Origin of the sequence: Buttiauxella gaviniae (assembly GCF_040786275.1) — a bacterium.
GTDB classification, from domain to species: domain Bacteria; phylum Pseudomonadota; class Gammaproteobacteria; order Enterobacterales; family Enterobacteriaceae; genus Buttiauxella; species Buttiauxella gaviniae_A.
In genome coordinates this window covers 38,734-54,644 of sequence record NZ_JBFMVT010000002.1, presented here as the reverse complement: position 1 = coordinate 54,644, position 15,911 = coordinate 38,734, and the positions used below count along the sequence as shown (strand labels likewise).

Here is a 15,911-nt window from a genome sequence, read left to right as displayed (position 1 = left end):
TATTACATTTTGAATGATTTCGTTTAATTATCGTTCCAGGTGGTTATTTAAAAGGCTATTAAAGGTCATTTGCATGGAAATTATCACATGGGATGACCATCGTACTGCACTGTTATCGGGCAAACTTTGCGGCATCCACACCGCAAGGCCAAACAATGCCATACATATAGCCCGCTCAAGTTGGTTGCCTTTTTGTGGTCTGACGATGGGGAAGCGGAAACGCCAGCGGCACGGCCAGAGCAGCGGCACGCCGGCAGGAGTCAGCATATCGGCGAGAATGTGGCTTAAATAACCGAGCACCATACCTTGCAGCGCATCCGCAGGAATGAGCCAGGTTTCCGGAACTTTCAGGTAGAACAATGCAAGGCTTGCAAAGACGGCAAACAAGCTATGGGTAAAACCGCGATGGCCGCAGGCTCGCGCAATGGGTTTTGCAATCCAGGGCAAACGCTGCCCCAAAAATGACTTGGGATGATCAATATCGGGCAGCAAGCAGGTGAGAATGGCCGAAGGCACAATGTGCCACCAGTCTCCCTGGGCGAGCACAGGCGTGAGTTCGGCGTTTTTTGCGAATACTGCGCAGGCTATAGAAAAAAGAAGATGGCCTTCCGCCGTCATGATACTACCTGGATGAAAACTGTCGATTCATACAGTATAGGGATTTTATACAGTAGACGGAAGAGGTGACGGCGTAACATTTTGCTACCGCCGATTGTTCGGCGGCGGCATGTTTAGCGGGCTAGCCACCCTCCGTCGACGGCAATGGTGTAGCCGTTAACATAATCCGAAGCGCTTGAGGCGAGGAAAACAATCGGGCCTTGCAGATCGGAAGGAACGCCCCAGCGACCGGCAGGGATACGGTCGAGAATTTCCTGGCTTCTGGCTTCGTCATCGCGCAGTTGCTGCGTATTGTTCGTGGCCATATACCCCGGGGCGATGGCATTCACATTGATATTGTATTGCGCCCATTCGTTTGCCAGCAGCCGCGTAACGCCGAGCACGGCACTTTTCGATGCGGTATAAGAAGGGACGCGGATCCCGCCCTGGAATGAGAGCATGGAGGCGATATTAATGATTTTGCCGCCGTTTCCCTGCTTGATGAACTGTTTTGCCACCGCCTGAGAGAGAAAGAACACCGATTTAATGTTCAGATTCATCACGTCGTCCCAGTTTTTCTCGCTAAATTCCAGAGCATCTTCACGGCGAATGGTTCCGGCGTTATTCACCAGAATATCTATTTTTCCCATACCGGCGACGGCTTGCTCAATGATATCGGGTATCGCGTCTTGCTGGCTTAAATCGGCCTGAATTGCGATAAAGCGGCGGCCCAGATCCTGTACTTTTTGCGCCGTTTCGTGAGGGACTTTTCGGCTAACGCTGACGATGTCACACCCGGCTTCGGCAAGACCGATCGCCATTCCCTGGCCCAAGCCCGTATCACATCCTGTGACAATGGCGACTTTGCCTTGCAGATTAAAAGCATTGAGAATCATAGTTACCCCGATATCCGGAAAAGCGCTATTGCGCGTGTGGATTAAGAGTAGATAGGGGGAGGAATAAATTCAAATGAATATGAAATGGCGTTTTAATAATTTTGACGCAGGTATGATTTTGAGAAAGATGCGGGGGATCCCGCATCTCAAAATTTAGCCAATCAGATGTTCGGCGCGTAATTCAACCAGCGAAGGTAGTTTTACATTCGCCAGGATCCAGCGTTCATCGCTACGATTTTCTTCCGCAGGCACGACGATCGAGCGCATGCGTGCCGCTTTGGTGGCAATCATGCCATTCACCGAGTCCTCAAGCGTCACACAGGCCAGAGGGTCGACGCCCAGTTTAGCGGCGGCATCAAGATAGACTTGCGGATGCGGTTTGCTGTACGGCAGGTGTTCTGCTGACGCAATCGCATCAAACTGAGAACGTAGGTCAAACATTTCCAGCACACGCTCCAGCATATGCAGAGGAGAAGCTGAAGCCAGGCCCACCTTCAGACCTTGTGCTTTACACAAAGCCACGGCTTCACGTACGCCGGGAAGAAGAGGGCGCTTCTCTTCAACTAATGTAATGGCGCGGGTAATGATGCGGTGGGTCACTTCTTCACGTGACGGGCCATTCCATGGCTGATGGGCAAACCATAGATCCACAACCAGATCGATACGCAGACCGAGAGTGTCTGGAAGTTCGTCACGGCGGGAGATATCCACACCAATGCTTTCCATGACCTCCAGTTCGGCCTCATCCCATAATGGTTCAGAATCAACCAGTAAACCGTCCATATCAAAAATCGCAGCTAAAATCTGGCGCGTTACAGCCATTTATCGACTCCTGTCAGTTAGCCCCGCAACGCTTCGCGTAGGGGAATTGCATTGAGATAAGATCCCTTATCAATAGCTGGAAATACCACATCATGCCACTGCTTTGTGAAAATCGCCCGTAAAGCTCAGGCGAAATTACCCCGGACAGGGTAAACTTTGTGCGTGCAAGTTACGTCTTAACCAAGGGGAACGAATGACGTATCAACAAGCTGGACGCATTGCCGTACTCAAACGTGTGGCTGGCTGGGTAATTTTTATCCCGGCGGTGATTTCGACACTGATTTCGATTTTGAAGTTTATGTATCAACATAGCGAAAAACAGGCAGGCATTAACGCTGTGATGCTTGATTTTGCGCATGTGATGATTGAGATGATGCGTTTTAACACGCCGTTTTTAAATTTCTTCTGGTACAACTCGCCGCAGCCGGAGTTCCACCAACAGGCTAACGTCCTGTTCTGGATAATCCTTGCGCTGATTTTTATTGGCCTTGCATTACAGGCATCCGGCGCGCGCATGAGCCGCCAGGCGAAATTTCTTCGGGAAGGCGTGCAGGACCAGTTGATTCTGGAGCAGGCCAAGGGCCCTGAAGGGTTAACGAAAGCCCAGATTGATGCAAAAATCGTCGTTCCGCGACATACTATTTTCCTGCAAATTTTCCCGCTCTACATCTTACCCGTCATCATTATTGTCCTCGGCTATTTCTTCTTTTCTTTATTGGGCTTCATCTAGAAAAACGCCACTCCTGAAGGGAGTGGCGAGGCTTTTAAGCTGCCAGCACTCTGTCGAGGGCTTTTTGCGCGACCACTAAATGCTGGCCGCCAAACAAAATCGCCCGGTTAAACAAGGTATAAAGCTGATAGATGGGCTGGCGTTCGAGGAAATCGGCGGGAAGAGGAGAAACGGATTGGTAGCCGTCATAAATTTGCGGTGGCTGATCCGGATGCAGAGGGAGCATCGCCAGATCGCACTCTCTATCGCCCCAGTAACAGGCCGGATCATAGATAAACGGCCCGTCAGCCCCCATCGCACAGTTTCCCGACCACAAGTCGCCATGCAGTAATGACGGCTGCGGCTGGTGGGAGGCAAGTGCCTGGTGAACAAATTCGACGATAGGATCGATATCGCCAAACTGTATTCCTTTTTCAGCGGCGAGCTCTAACTGCCAGCCGATGCGTTGCTCCGCAAAAAAGGTCGACCAGCGTCGCTGCCAGGCGTTGGGCTGTGGTGTGGTAGAGAGATCGTTATCAAAATCGAGCCCAAACTGCGGCTGGTCACTCCATTGGTGTAAACGAGCGAGCTGCTGCCCTAGCAAAAAGGCATTATGGGCATCGAGCGGTTTCGCTGGTAGATATTCCAGCAGCAGGAAACTGTAATCACGGTCAGTACCCACGGCCCAGACTTTGGGAACTCGTACGGTGTTACTGCGGGAGAGTAACTCAAGCTGATCGGCTTCGGCAGTAAAAATGGGTAACAACTCCCGCGCATCGCTTTTGACAAAAATCTCGTGACCGGCATAGTGAATGCGCCAGGCGGCATGGATTTCTCCGCCGGGTAATTCTGTGCGTTGTTCTATTTCTGCTGCGCCGAGTTGTTCACTTAACAGACGACTAACGGCTTGCCACATGATGCTTCTCCCCAGGTTGTCTGGTCGATCATTAGCTTATCAGCTCTTCACCGGGTCAAACTTCGAACTAACGCACATCCCCGGTCAGGATTTTCAAAACAGGGCTATTGGCCCTGTTGCAGCCACTCATCCCAGGTGGTGACCAAAACTTCAGGTTCGACGCCCAGCGCCAGTTTGCCAAGGCCGCGCGCTAACTCTTCAACCTCCGTCTGGCTGAGAGGGCTTATCAATCCATAAGTGTTGATACCAAGTTCATGAACTTTCCCGTCATCATCGGAGAGAGTGAGTAAAAAACCGCCGCGTGTCAGATGGTTATTAAGCTCATTCAGATCTGTCAGATTGTGTTCATGGAATTTTAATGTCACTACATAGCGCTCAATGTCTCCGCTACTCATGGTTCACCTCATTGTTATCCCGAAGGTTTTAGCATAGCTGCTCTGCCAGAAATGGCGACTTTTGCCGAAGCGACAAGCTGTGAGCCAGGGGGCTTGAGGATAAATGAATACTGGTGCCCAGAGTCGAAACCCGTGTCCGTGAGAAAATCAGGGCCATATATCCTCCTTAATTTGGCTTCGGCATAAAGCGTAGCACTGATTCATGGGAAGGAACGTCAATTAACACCCTGATTTATCAAATGATTTGTAAAAGTCAACGATGAACTATGTTTATGAAAATAAAGACGTTTTAAGAGCTCTCTTATTCAAAAAATGAAAGAAGAATTCATTGCTATGTTATTCTGGCTTTTTTATAATTTGTAACCTTTCTTGGCTCATAAATATTTGATTCAGAGAAAAGATTCCGGAACCTTGATGGTTTCTTTTTATGTTGTGCGGATAACTAAATGAATTTTGTTAAGACAGTACCGGCTGCAATTTTGCTGACCGGAAGTGCGCTATTGAGTCACTTTGCAATTGCAGATAATTCGGTTTTCACTGTCATGGATGACCCTTCGACCGCGAAGAAACCGTTCGAAGGAAATCTGAATGCGGGCTATCTTGCGCAATCAGGCAACAGCACGAGCTCATCGCTGACCGCGAACTCCAATATGACCTGGTATCAAACCTCTACTGCCTGGTCACTGTGGGGCAATGCAAACAACACATCCTCAAACAATGAGCGATCTTCTGAGACTTATTCTGTAGGGGGTCGTAGCCGTTATAACGTGACTGACAACGATTACCTGTTTGGTCAGGCGAGCTGGTTAACTGACCGCTACAACGGTTATCAGGCAAGGGATGTGCTCACTGCGGGTTACGGTCGCCAGTTCTTGAATGGTCCGGTACACAGCCTGCGTGTGGAATTTGGTCCTGGTGTTCGTTATGACGAGTACGCCGATGGCGGTCACAAGACTCAGCCATTAGGTTATGCATCCGGTATCTATAATTGGCAGTTGACCGATAATGCCAAATTTATCCAGGGTGTTTCCGTCTTGGGTAGTGATGACACAACGGTAAACTCTGAGACTGCACTGGAAGTGGCAATCAATGAGCACTTTGGTTTGCGTGTTGGCTATAACGTCACCTGGAACTCGAATCCGCCAGATTCAGCGCCAGAACACACCGACAGACGTACCGCTGTGACGCTGGGTTATAAGATGTAATGAGTGAAGCCGGGTTATTCCCGGCTTTATTGTTTTATTTTATCAATGCGTGCTATTATTATTTTGGTCCAGAGTTTTATTTTAAATAAAATGAATTTAAGTTAACTTTCTTCACAATCTCTCCTTAATTTGCCGTTTCGTCATAATTCCTGTATATTCTGCACAATTTGATAAATAAACAGCCTTGTGAAAAGTGTGATCTGGATCTACTCTTGTTTGGTAGCAAGCAAAAAACTTGCTGGCCCACTAAATAAGAGAAAAATGATTATGAAATCTATTAAATATGCCACTGTCGCCGTTGCACTTTCCGTGCTTTCATTTGGCGCATTTGCAGCAGTTCCTGCATCGACCACTACAACACAAACTGCACCAACGGCCACCTGGCATGCGAGCGACATTGAAGCCGGCTCTAATATCCAGCCTGGCGCGCAGTCCACCGGTCAATCAATGGATGACGCCTTTAATGTGCATACGTTGGTGGCAGGTGATTGGTCGTAATAATTGTTCATGCTTACCCAAAATAATTCGAGTTGCAGGAAAGCCAACGCACATGCAACTTGAAGCATGACGGGTATAGCATGAAATAAAAACCGGAGCATGATGCCCGGTTTTTTTATATCTAAAATTTGCCACTTAAATATCAGATAGCCATTTTGCGAGGATTTAAATCGGCAAGAAATAAGATGAATGAATTACGCAACACTGCGTTGCCGATATGCGACTATAAAAATAAGATAGAAAAAGAGATAGTAATAAGACAGTTAATTTACTTATTACGGATAAAATGAACTCTCCTTCCACTTTTCAACATCCGGCCAAAAACCTGTCTACATCTAACAGTTTGAATATATTAAGGGCATGCTTACTGATGGGCAGTAGTTTGTTGGTAATGGCAAATGCTGCGATCGCCCCTTCTTTAGCAACTCTTGGGCAGGTATTTAAATCATCGTTCGGTGTTTCATTGTTAATGAGTTTACCGGCGGTCGCAGTGGTGCTTTTTTCTCCTTTTGTTAATCGCTTAATTCAGCGCTATGGCGAGCGACGAGTTCTGTTATCGGGATTATTGCTTTACGCATCAGCAGGAAGTTGCGGACTTTGGAGCCATTCCCTGGCAGTACTTTGGGTGGGACGTTTACTGCTCGGTGTAGCAATTGCAATTTGTATGACGCTTATCAATCATTTGATTGGTTCGCTCTTTCAGGGAGAGAGGCGCACACGCTTTGTCGCGCAACAATCAATAGCGGTTAATCTTGGAGGGGTAATCTTTGTTCTTGCCAGCGGAGCTCTGGCGCAGGTCTCATGGCGACTACCTTTTAGTCTTTATTTATTATCGCTTCCGGTATTCTTTTTAGCCTTGTTTTCAGTTAAGTCTTTGCCTAAACATCCCATCTGTGAAAAGTTTAATTATGGCCTGTTACGCTCGGTGATGCCTTTGTATTTTCTTGGTGGGTTGGGCATGTTCATTTATTACCTGGTGCTTATCCATATTCCGTTTGACCTAAGCACAAACTTTGGGCTGAGTGCAGGAAATATCGGTATTCTTATGGCATTAATGAGCCTTATCTCGGCAACGTGCGCAGGGTTTTATCAGCGGCTTAAACATCGATTTGGACAAACAAGATTGTTGGTTATCTGCTTCATTTTTCTAAGCCTGGCAATCATGCCCTTCGCCGTTGTAACACCAACGTTTTGGTTAATGGGAACATTACTGTGTGCTGGAATAGGTTTTGGTTTACTGTTACCTACGCTTACTCATATGGTGATTGATATCAGCCCCGCCAGACATCGCCCGGGATTATTGAGTGGGTTTGTGATGGCCTATTTTTTAGGCCAGGCGTTGAGCGCGCCTATGCTCAAATTAGTTTCTGTCAATATCCAGCAGGGCTTTTTTATATTTATCGCGGCTACAGGAATTTTGGCTGGGATTTATGTCAGCTGGATAAAAACCAACCAATCTCATGGTGACTGATTGATATTATTATTTGGTTTCTCCACTAGAATGGGCCAGATAGGCGGCAACGGCTTTTTCTAAAAATGATAATACTAACGCGAGCTTAGACGATAAACGAGAGTTACCCGGGTAAATAGCAAGCACGTCTACATGAGGCGATACCAACAGTTGTGGGGCTATTTTAATTAGACGGCCTTTACTCACGTGGGTATTACAATAAACATCAGGCAATAACCCGACACCGCTACCGCTAATAATGGCATCTCTGATCATAAGCACATCTTCTAAAACGTTTACGCCGGGTAAAGTATTTAAATCAAGGGCGGCATCGGACTCTTTAAGTTTGAATTTATCAGGGTAATTTTCCTGGGAGTGAACAAATCGAATGTGCCTGGTTAATTCAGAATAAGAGGCATCAGCCACTTCAGGATGTTTTTCCAGATAGGCTGGTGAGCAATACCAGCATAGTTGGACGGTGAACAACTTTTTGGCATAGCAGTCAGAAGGCGAAGAGGCACCTAATTTAATGGCAATATCGATATTGTCATGATAAAAATCCATATACCCGGTTGTTGATTTTATATTTAAGGTGATATTTGGATTTTCATCAGTGAAGTTAAAAAGTGCAGGGGAAATAATTTCCCGGGAAAATGCTATTGTTGTTGAAATGTTGATATTTCCACTCGCTCCGCCACCCATAAATTCGCGATAAATACTATCCAGCTTATCTAATGTGGGTAATAACTCTTCATATAGGCGCTGGCCGTCTGATGTTGGGCGAATGTTTCGGTTATTTCTTTCAATTAATCTGACATGAAGATGACTTTCTAACCTTTCAAGTGAGCGACTGATAGTTGATTTTTGTATTCCGAGTTTATTGGCCGCAGCCGTAATGCTTTTATTGCTTATCACGGCGACAAAAACAGACAGATCGTTCATATTCCAGGCCATATCAACCTCAGTGCTACCTTAGTGATGGAAAAGTCGATAAAGGCGATCCGTGCCGGTGGGTTAAATCTCAAAGAAAGGGGGCGTTACGATAAATACATGGCCAACAAAATAATACAGATGGTAACTGCAGCTACAGCGACAAGCACCAACGGATGACGCGCAAGCCAAGCATTCCAGTGTGCTTCCTGATTACCTACAGATTGCTTATGCTGCTCATAAGACTCATCAAAAAGGTCCATTCACGTTTCCTGATAGTTTCAATAACAATGCTAATAATGAGGGTGAAGTTACCATTCTTAGGGGGGTATGTCACATCAACTAATGGCTATCAAATGAGAAGAGTGGGGGTAAATTTCCACGATAGACTTTTCTGATAACGGTCTAAATGACCACATTTATGTATTCCCCGTTTTTTTAATGTTACCATCGGCGGCATCAAGTGAATATTGAAGCGTTGTGAAACTTCATTTGTGTACATGATTGTGTACCAATCCGACAATTGTTGGTCAGATGGCTACGCAACTAGATGAATTTAAATAACATTTTATGTTGCACGTGATCTTGCGTATGGGTCACCACTGCGAATAAGGACTTATAATGCCTGTTATTACTCTTCCTGATGGCAGCCAACGCCATTATGACCACGCTGTTAGCCCGCTGGATGTGGCCCTGGACATCGGTCCTGGCCTTGCAAAAGCATGTATCGCTGGCCGTGTAGACGGCGAACTGGTTGATGCATCCGATCTTATCGAGCACGATGCAAAACTCGCGATTATCACCGTTAAAGATGAAGCTGGCCTGGAGATTCTCCGCCACTCATGCGCCCACTTATTGGGTCATGCCATCAAACAGCTGTGGCCGCACACTAAAATGGCGATTGGCCCGGTTATCGACAACGGTTTTTACTACGATGTTGATATTGACCACACGCTGACGCAGGAAGATCTTGAGCTGCTCGAAAAGCGTATGCACGAGCTGGCTGAGAAAGATTACGATGTTATCAAGAAGAAAGTGAGCTGGCATGAAGCCCGCGAAACCTTCGTCAACCGTGGTGAAAGCTACAAAGTTGCGATTCTTGATGAAAACATCAGCCATGACGATAACCCTGGTTTGTATCATCATGAAGAATACGTTGATATGTGCCGCGGTCCGCACGTACCGAATATGCGTTTCTGTCATCACTTCAAATTGCAGAAAACCTCCGGTGCTTACTGGCGTGGCGACAGCAACAACAAAATGTTGCAACGTATTTATGGCACCGCATGGGCAGATAAAAAGCAACTGAATGCCTACCTGCAACGCCTGGAAGAAGCGTCTAAGCGCGACCACCGTAAAATTGGTAAGCAACTCGACCTGTATCATATGCAGGAAGAAGCGCCAGGTATGGTGTTCTGGCACAACGACGGCTGGACTATTTTCCGTGAGCTGGAAGTGTTTGTTCGCTCCAAGCTTAAAGAGTATCAGTATCAGGAAGTGAAAGGCCCGTTCATGATGGACCGTGTGCTGTGGGAAAAAACCGGCCACTGGGACAACTATAAAGATGCGATGTTTACGACCTCTTCCGAGAACCGTGAATACTGCATCAAGCCAATGAACTGCCCAGGTCACGTGCAGATCTTCAACCAGGGTCTGAAATCCTACCGTGACCTGCCATTACGTATGGCTGAGTTTGGTAGCTGCCACCGTAACGAGCCATCAGGTGCGTTGCATGGCCTGATGCGTGTTCGCGGTTTTACTCAGGACGATGCGCACGTATTCTGTACTGAAGAGCAGGTTCGTGACGAAGTAAATAGCTGCATCCGCATGGTTTATGACATGTACAGCACCTTCGGTTTCGAAAAAATCGTTGTGAAGCTATCTACTCGCCCGGAAAAACGCATCGGTACCGACGAAATGTGGGATCGTGCAGAGGCGGATTTGGCTGTAGCTTTGCAAGAAAATAACATTCCGTTTGATTATCAACCGGGTGAGGGTGCATTCTATGGCCCTAAAATTGAATTTACCCTGTATGACTGCCTGGATCGTGCATGGCAGTGCGGTACAGTACAGTTAGACTTCTCTTTACCATCACGCCTGAACGCGTCTTATATCGGCGAAAGTAACGAACGCCTGGTTCCGGTAATGATTCACCGTGCAATTCTCGGGTCAATGGAACGTTTTATTGGTATCCTGACCGAAGAGTTCGCGGGCTTCTTCCCAACCTGGCTTGCGCCGGTACAAGCAGTGGTCATGAATATCACTGATGGACAGTCTGATTACGTTAACGAATTGACCCGTAAACTGCAAAATGCAGGCATTCGTGTAAAAGCAGACTTGAGAAATGAGAAGATTGGCTTTAAAATCCGTGAACACACGTTGCGTCGTGTCCCTTACATGTTAGTTTGTGGCGACAAAGAGGTCGAAGCAGGCAAAGTAGCCGTTCGTACCCGTCGTGGCAAAGATCTGGGGAGCATGGACGTCAACGAATTGATTGAAAAGCTGCAAAACGAAATTCGCAGCCGCAATCTAAATCAACTAGAGGAATAGAGTTATTAAAGGCGGAAAAAGAGTTCAACCGGCGCGTCCTAATCGCATAAACAAAGAAATTCGTGCCACAGAAGTTCGTCTGACAGGCTTAGACGGCGAACCTATTGGTATTGTCAGTCTGAATGAAGCTTTGGAAAAAGCCGAAGAGGCAGGAGTTGATTTAGTCGAAATCAGCCCTAATGCTGAACCGCCTGTTTGCCGAATTATGGACTACGGCAAGTTTCTCTACGAAAAAAGCAAATCTTCTAAGGAACAGAAGAAAAAGCAAAAAGTTATTCAGGTCAAGGAAATCAAATTCCGACCTGGTACCGATGATGGCGACTATCAGGTAAAACTCCGCAGCCTGGTTCGCTTTCTGGAAGAGGGTGATAAAGCTAAAATCACACTGCGTTTCCGCGGTCGTGAAATGGCTCACCAACAGATTGGTATGGAAGTGCTTAACCGCGTCCGTGACGATCTGAGTGAATTGGCAGTCGTCGAATCCTTCCCATCGAAGATCGAAGGCCGCCAGATGATCATGGTGCTCGCTCCGAAGAAGAAACAGTAAGGCCATCAAGTAACAGTTCTCGCGAGGTTTCGGCCTCGTGAGTTTTGTTCGCCTTCTGGTTCGTTTTATTAACAATGCGAAGTGGAAAGTTATTAAATGCCAAAGATTAAAACAGTACGCGGCGCCGCTAAGCGCTTCAAAAAGACCGCCGGTGGTGGTTTTAAGCGTAAGCACGCTAACCTGCGTCATATTCTGACTAAAAAGTCTACTAAGCGTAAACGTCATCTGCGTCCGAAAGGCATGGTCTCCAAAGGGGATCTGGGCCTGGTAGTCGCGTGCCTGCCGTACGCATAAGCAGAACTTTTTAATTAATTCAGAATATAGAACAGGAGAGCTAATATGGCTCGCGTAAAACGTGGTGTAATCGCACGTGCTCGTCACAAAAAAATCCTTAAACAAGCCAAAGGCTACTACGGTGCGCGTTCACGCGTATACCGCGTTGCTTTCCAGGCTGTTATCAAAGCTGGCCAATACGCTTACCGTGACCGTCGTCAACGTAAACGTCAATTCCGTCAGCTGTGGATTGCACGTATCAACGCTGCAGCTCGTCAGAACGGGATCTCTTACAGCAAATTCATCAACGGCTTGAAAAAAGCTTCTGTTGAAATCGACCGTAAGATCCTGGCTGACATCGCCGTATTTGACAAAGTGGCATTTACTGCACTGGTTGAGAAAGCGAAAGCAGCTCTGGCGTAAGCCGGTTATTAGAGGGAGCTTGTCTCCCTCTTTTAATTTCTAACATAATTAATCTGTTGACTGTTTTAGCCACGCCTCCTGTCTGGTGCGGTTTAAAATTGACAAATAAGGTAACTGCAAGCATGAACGCTGCTATTTTCCGTTTCTTTTTTTACTTTAGCGCCTGAATCAGGGGGCTTTGCGCGTAAGAAAAGAAACGAAAAATAGCGCCGAAAGCCTCCATAATGGAGGCTTTTTTTTTGGCATTTCATTTTTCTATTAGTATACGAATCAACTACTCCGGCAACTGTGCCGGCATAAGAGGAATACCATGCCACATCTCGCAGAGCTGGTTGCCAACGCAACGGCCGCCATAAACGAGGCCCAGGATGTTGCCGCGTTAGACAACGTACGCGTCGAATATTTAGGGAAGAAAGGGCATCTGACTCTTCAGATGACTACCCTGCGTGAATTGCCACCAGAAGAGCGTCCAGCCGCTGGCGCGGTAATCAATGAAGCCAAAGAGAAAGTTCAGGAAGCGCTGAATGCCCGCAAAAACGCGCTGGAAAGTGCTGCGCTGAATGCTCGCCTGGCAGAAGAAACCATTGATATTTCACTGCCTGGTCGTCGTATTGAAAACGGTGGCCTGCACCCGGTCACACGTACCATTGACCGCATTGAAAGCTTCTTTGGCGAACTGGGCTTCACCGTAGCCACGGGCCCTGAAATCGAAGATGACTATCACAACTTTGATGCGCTGAACATTCCAGGCCATCACCCGGCTCGTGCAGACCACGATACTTTCTGGTTTGATGCAACACGCCTGCTGCGTACCCAGACTTCTGGCGTACAGATTCGTACCATGAAAGATAAGCAGCCGCCGATTCGTATTATCGCACCAGGCCGCGTATACCGTAACGACTACGATCAGACTCACACCCCAATGTTCCACCAGATGGAAGGCTTAATTGTTGATACCAACATCAGCTTCACCAATCTGAAAGGCACGCTGCATGACTTCCTGAATAATTTCTTTGAAGAAAATTTGCAGATCCGTTTCCGTCCTTCTTATTTCCCGTTCACTGAGCCTTCCGCGGAAGTTGACGTTATGGGTAAAAACGGCAAATGGTTAGAAGTCTTAGGCTGCGGCATGGTGCATCCGAACGTTCTGCGTAACGTCGGTATTGATCCAGAAGTTTATTCAGGCTTTGCATTCGGTATGGGTATGGAACGTTTGACCATGCTGCGCTATGGCGTGACCGATCTGCGTGCATTCTTCGAAAATGATTTACGTTTCCTCAAACAGTTCAAATAAAGGCGGAATATCCAATGAAATTCAGTGAACTCTGGTTACGCGAATGGGTAAATCCAGCCAACCGCAGTGAGGAGCTTTCTAGCCAAATCACTATGGCTGGTCTTGAAGTTGATGGTGTTGATGCCGTTGCCGGCGCATTTAATGGCGTCGTAGTGGGTGAAGTGGTGGAGTGCGGCCAACATCCAAACGCTGACAAACTGCGTGTGACAAAAGTAAACGTCGGTGGCGAGCGTCTGTTAGACATCGTTTGTGGTGCGCCAAACTGCCGTCAGGGCCTGAAAGTTGCTGTCGCAACCGTCGGTGCTTTGCTGCCAGGCGATTTCAAAATTAAAGCGGCGAAACTGCGTGGTGAGCCGTCAGAAGGCATGCTGTGCTCGTTCTCCGAGCTGGGTATTTCCGATGACCATAACGGGATTATCGAACTGCCTTTGGATGCGCCAATCGGGACTGATATCCGCGAATACCTGAAACTTGACGACAACACTATCGAAATCAGCGTAACGCCAAACCGTGCCGACTGCCTCGGTATCATCGGTGTGGCCCGTGATGTTGCGGTGGTGAACAAGCTGCCATTAAACGAACCAGAAATGGCTACCGTGGCCGCAACTATCGCCGATACGCTGCCAATTCGTGTGGATGCGCCTGAAGCCTGCCCGCGCTACCTGGGCCGTGTTGTCAAAGGTATCAACGTTAAAGCGCCAACGCCGCTGTGGATGAAAGAAAAACTGCGTCGTTGCGGTATTCGTTCTATCGATGCCGTTGTTGACGTGACTAACTACGTGCTGCTGGAACTTGGCCAACCGATGCATGCGTTCGACCTGAACCGCATCGAAGGCGGCATTGTTGTGCGTCTGGCGGAAGAGGGTGAAACCCTGACGCTGCTTGATGGCAACGAAGCGAAGCTGAATGCCGATACGCTGGTCATTGCCGACCATAAAAAAGCGCTGGCAATGGGCGGTATCTTTGGTGGCGAACACTCTGGCGTTAATGATGAAACCCAGAACGTACTGCTGGAATGCGCATTCTTCAGCCCGCTATCTATCACTGGCCGCGCGCGTCGCCACGGTCTGCATACTGATGCCTCTCATCGTTATGAGCGTGGCGTGGATTCTGCGCTGCAATATAAAGCGATGGAACGTGCTACTCGTTTGCTGATTGACATCTGCGGCGGTGAGGCTGGCCCGGTTATCGATGTAACTAACGAAGCATATCTGCCAAAAGCTGCCACAATTACTCTGCGTCGCAGTAAACTGGATCGTCTGATTGGCCATCATATTGAAGATGCGCAGGTTAGCGACATTCTGCGTCGTCTGGGTTGTGAAGTGACTGAAGGTGATAACCAGTGGACAGCCGTCGCCCCTAGCTGGCGCTTTGATATGCAGATTGAAGAAGATCTGGTTGAAGAAGTTGCCCGCGTTTATGGCTATAACAGCATTCCAGATGAGCCGGTTCAAGCGGGTCTTATCATGGGCAGCCATCGCGAAGCAGACCTTTCTCTCAAGCGTGTGAAAACCATGCTGGTGGATAAAGGCTATCAGGAAGTGATCACCTACAGCTTTGTTGACCCAAAAGTTCAACAACTGCTGCACCCGGGTGAGGAAAATCTGATTCTGCCGAGCCCAATTTCCAGCGAAATGTCAGCCATGCGTTTGTCTTTGTTGACAGGTCTGCTCAATACCGTGGTTTATAACCAAAACCGCCAGCAGGCACGCGTGCGTATTTTTGAGTCTGGCTTACGCTTTGTTCCTGATACTCAGGCAGACTTGGGTATCCGTCAGGATCTTATGCTGGCTGGTGCAATCTGCGGCAACCGCTATGAAGAGCATTGGGATCTGGCGCGTAATACCGTCGACTTCTATGATTTGAAGGGCGATCTCGAAGCGGTTCTCGATCTGACAGGTAAACTTTCAGACATCGAATTTAAAGCAGCAACCAATCCGGCGTTGCATCCGGGCCAAAGCGCAGCCATTTATTTACACGGTGAATACATTGGTTTCATTGGTGTTGTGCATCCAGAGCTTGAGCGCAAGCTATCTCTGAATGGCCGTACGCTGGTGTTCGAAGTGTTATGGAACAAGCTTGCAGACCGCGCTGTGCCTGAGTCGAAAGAAATTTCTCGTTTCCCGGCGAACCGTCGTGACGTCGCTGTTGTGGTCGCAGAAAACGTTCCCGCAGCAGATGTTTTGGTCGAATGTAAGAAAGTTGGCGCAAATCAGGTAGTTGGCGTAAACTTGTTTGATGTGTACCGTGGTAAAGGTGTAGCCGAAGGTTATAAGAGCCTTGCCATTAGCCTTATCCTACAGGATACGGGCCGTACACTCGAAGAAGAGGAGATTGCCGCTACCGTTGCAAAATGTGTAGAGGCATTAAAAGAGCGATTCCAGGCATCATTGAGGGATTGAACGT

Annotated in this window: 18 protein-coding genes and 1 other annotated feature; of the genes, 11 read left to right on the top strand and 7 right to left on the bottom strand. The window is 47.7% G+C overall.

Annotation, left to right across the window (positions count from 1 at the left end; all coding sequences use genetic code 11):
- Nucleotides 1-27 precede the first annotated feature (27 nt).
- From AB1E22_RS00905 to hxpB, 3 genes are all read right to left on the bottom strand, one after another.
- Complete coding sequence (locus AB1E22_RS00905; RefSeq protein WP_367593644.1) at nucleotides 28-618, bottom strand: metal-dependent hydrolase; 591 nt, start codon at nucleotides 616-618, stop codon at nucleotides 28-30.
- 113 nt (nucleotides 619-731) lie between these two features.
- Nucleotides 732-1,493, bottom strand: coding sequence for a 2-dehydro-3-deoxy-D-gluconate 5-dehydrogenase KduD (gene kduD / locus AB1E22_RS00900; RefSeq protein WP_367593643.1), 762 nt, complete (start codon nucleotides 1,491-1,493; stop codon nucleotides 732-734).
- Between the two features lie 153 nt (nucleotides 1,494-1,646).
- A complete protein-coding gene (gene hxpB / locus AB1E22_RS00895) occupies nucleotides 1,647-2,315 on the bottom strand; it encodes a hexitol phosphatase HxpB (protein ID WP_367593642.1) in 669 nt (222 codons plus the stop codon).
- A gap of 193 nt (nucleotides 2,316-2,508) precedes the next feature.
- Between hxpB and AB1E22_RS00890 the strand changes: the two genes are divergently transcribed.
- Entirely contained in the window at nucleotides 2,509-3,045 is a 537-nt protein-coding gene (locus AB1E22_RS00890; RefSeq protein ID WP_367593641.1) for a YniB family protein, read from the top strand.
- A 34-nt stretch (nucleotides 3,046-3,079) separates the two neighbouring features.
- Here the strand turns inward: AB1E22_RS00890 and AB1E22_RS00885 are convergent, their stop codons facing one another.
- Both AB1E22_RS00885 and ghoS read right to left on the bottom strand, forming a co-directional pair.
- Nucleotides 3,080-3,940, bottom strand: a complete 861-nt coding sequence (locus AB1E22_RS00885; RefSeq protein WP_367593640.1) for a fructosamine kinase family protein — start codon at nucleotides 3,938-3,940, stop codon at nucleotides 3,080-3,082.
- 104 nt (nucleotides 3,941-4,044) lie between these two features.
- Nucleotides 4,045-4,335, bottom strand: a complete 291-nt coding sequence (gene ghoS, locus AB1E22_RS00880; RefSeq protein WP_367593639.1) for a type V toxin-antitoxin system endoribonuclease antitoxin GhoS — start codon at nucleotides 4,333-4,335, stop codon at nucleotides 4,045-4,047.
- 446 nt (nucleotides 4,336-4,781) lie between these two features.
- Between ghoS and AB1E22_RS00875 the strand changes: the two genes are divergently transcribed.
- The 3 genes from AB1E22_RS00875 to AB1E22_RS00865 all read left to right on the top strand — a co-directional run bounded on the left by AB1E22_RS00875 (nucleotide 4,782) and on the right by AB1E22_RS00865 (nucleotide 7,509).
- Nucleotides 4,782-5,540: a DUF481 domain-containing protein gene (locus AB1E22_RS00875; RefSeq protein WP_367593638.1), complete on the top strand. Its 759-nt coding sequence runs from the start codon at nucleotides 4,782-4,784 to the stop codon at nucleotides 5,538-5,540.
- A gap of 267 nt (nucleotides 5,541-5,807) precedes the next feature.
- A complete protein-coding gene (locus tag AB1E22_RS00870) occupies nucleotides 5,808-6,038 on the top strand; it encodes a hypothetical protein (protein ID WP_367593637.1) in 231 nt (76 codons plus the stop codon).
- A 370-nt stretch (nucleotides 6,039-6,408) separates the two neighbouring features.
- Nucleotides 6,409-7,509: an MFS transporter gene (locus tag AB1E22_RS00865; RefSeq protein ID WP_367593636.1), complete on the top strand. Its 1,101-nt coding sequence runs from the start codon at nucleotides 6,409-6,411 to the stop codon at nucleotides 7,507-7,509.
- A 9-nt stretch (nucleotides 7,510-7,518) separates the two neighbouring features.
- On the opposite strand, the gene AB1E22_RS00860 is transcribed toward AB1E22_RS00865, so the two are convergent.
- Nucleotides 7,519-8,442, bottom strand: coding sequence for a LysR family transcriptional regulator (locus tag AB1E22_RS00860; RefSeq protein WP_367593635.1), 924 nt, complete (start codon nucleotides 8,440-8,442; stop codon nucleotides 7,519-7,521).
- An 83-nt stretch (nucleotides 8,443-8,525) separates the two neighbouring features.
- Nucleotides 8,526-8,681 (bottom strand): hypothetical protein, encoded by a 156-nt coding sequence (locus AB1E22_RS00855; protein WP_367593634.1) that lies wholly within the window; start codon nucleotides 8,679-8,681, stop codon nucleotides 8,526-8,528.
- A 358-nt stretch (nucleotides 8,682-9,039) separates the two neighbouring features.
- Here AB1E22_RS00855 and thrS point away from each other — a divergent pair, with 358 nt between their 5' ends.
- The 7 genes from thrS to pheT all read left to right on the top strand — a co-directional run bounded on the left by thrS (nucleotide 9,040) and on the right by pheT (nucleotide 15,907).
- On the top strand, nucleotides 9,040-10,968 hold the full coding sequence (gene thrS, locus AB1E22_RS00850; RefSeq protein ID WP_367593633.1) for a threonine--tRNA ligase: 1,929 nt from the start codon (nucleotides 9,040-9,042) through the stop codon (nucleotides 10,966-10,968).
- Between the two features lie 4 nt (nucleotides 10,969-10,972).
- Entirely contained in the window at nucleotides 10,973-11,515 is a 543-nt protein-coding gene (infC, locus tag AB1E22_RS00845) for a translation initiation factor IF-3 (RefSeq protein WP_139877844.1), read from the top strand.
- 96 nt (nucleotides 11,516-11,611) lie between these two features.
- Nucleotides 11,612-11,809 carry a 50S ribosomal protein L35 gene (gene rpmI / locus AB1E22_RS00840; RefSeq protein WP_004263702.1) on the top strand — a complete coding sequence of 66 codons (198 nt, stop codon included), beginning with the start codon at nucleotides 11,612-11,614 and terminating at the stop codon, nucleotides 11,807-11,809.
- A gap of 45 nt (nucleotides 11,810-11,854) precedes the next feature.
- Nucleotides 11,855-12,211, top strand: a complete 357-nt coding sequence (rplT, locus tag AB1E22_RS00835) for a 50S ribosomal protein L20 (RefSeq protein WP_000124850.1) — start codon at nucleotides 11,855-11,857, stop codon at nucleotides 12,209-12,211.
- Nucleotides 12,212-12,328: 117 nt separating this feature from the next.
- Nucleotides 12,329-12,452 (top strand) — a sequence feature (Phe leader region).
- Entirely contained in the window at nucleotides 12,334-12,378 is a 45-nt protein-coding gene (gene pheM / locus AB1E22_RS00830) for a pheST operon leader peptide PheM (protein WP_106120997.1), read from the top strand. It overlaps the preceding feature by 45 nt.
- Nucleotides 12,453-12,521: 69 nt before the next feature.
- On the top strand, nucleotides 12,522-13,505 hold the full coding sequence (gene pheS / locus AB1E22_RS00825; RefSeq protein ID WP_367593632.1) for a phenylalanine--tRNA ligase subunit alpha: 984 nt from the start codon (nucleotides 12,522-12,524) through the stop codon (nucleotides 13,503-13,505).
- Between the two features lie 14 nt (nucleotides 13,506-13,519).
- Nucleotides 13,520-15,907: a phenylalanine--tRNA ligase subunit beta gene (gene pheT, locus AB1E22_RS00820; protein WP_367593631.1), complete on the top strand. Its 2,388-nt coding sequence runs from the start codon at nucleotides 13,520-13,522 to the stop codon at nucleotides 15,905-15,907.
- Nucleotides 15,908-15,911 lie beyond the last annotated feature (4 nt).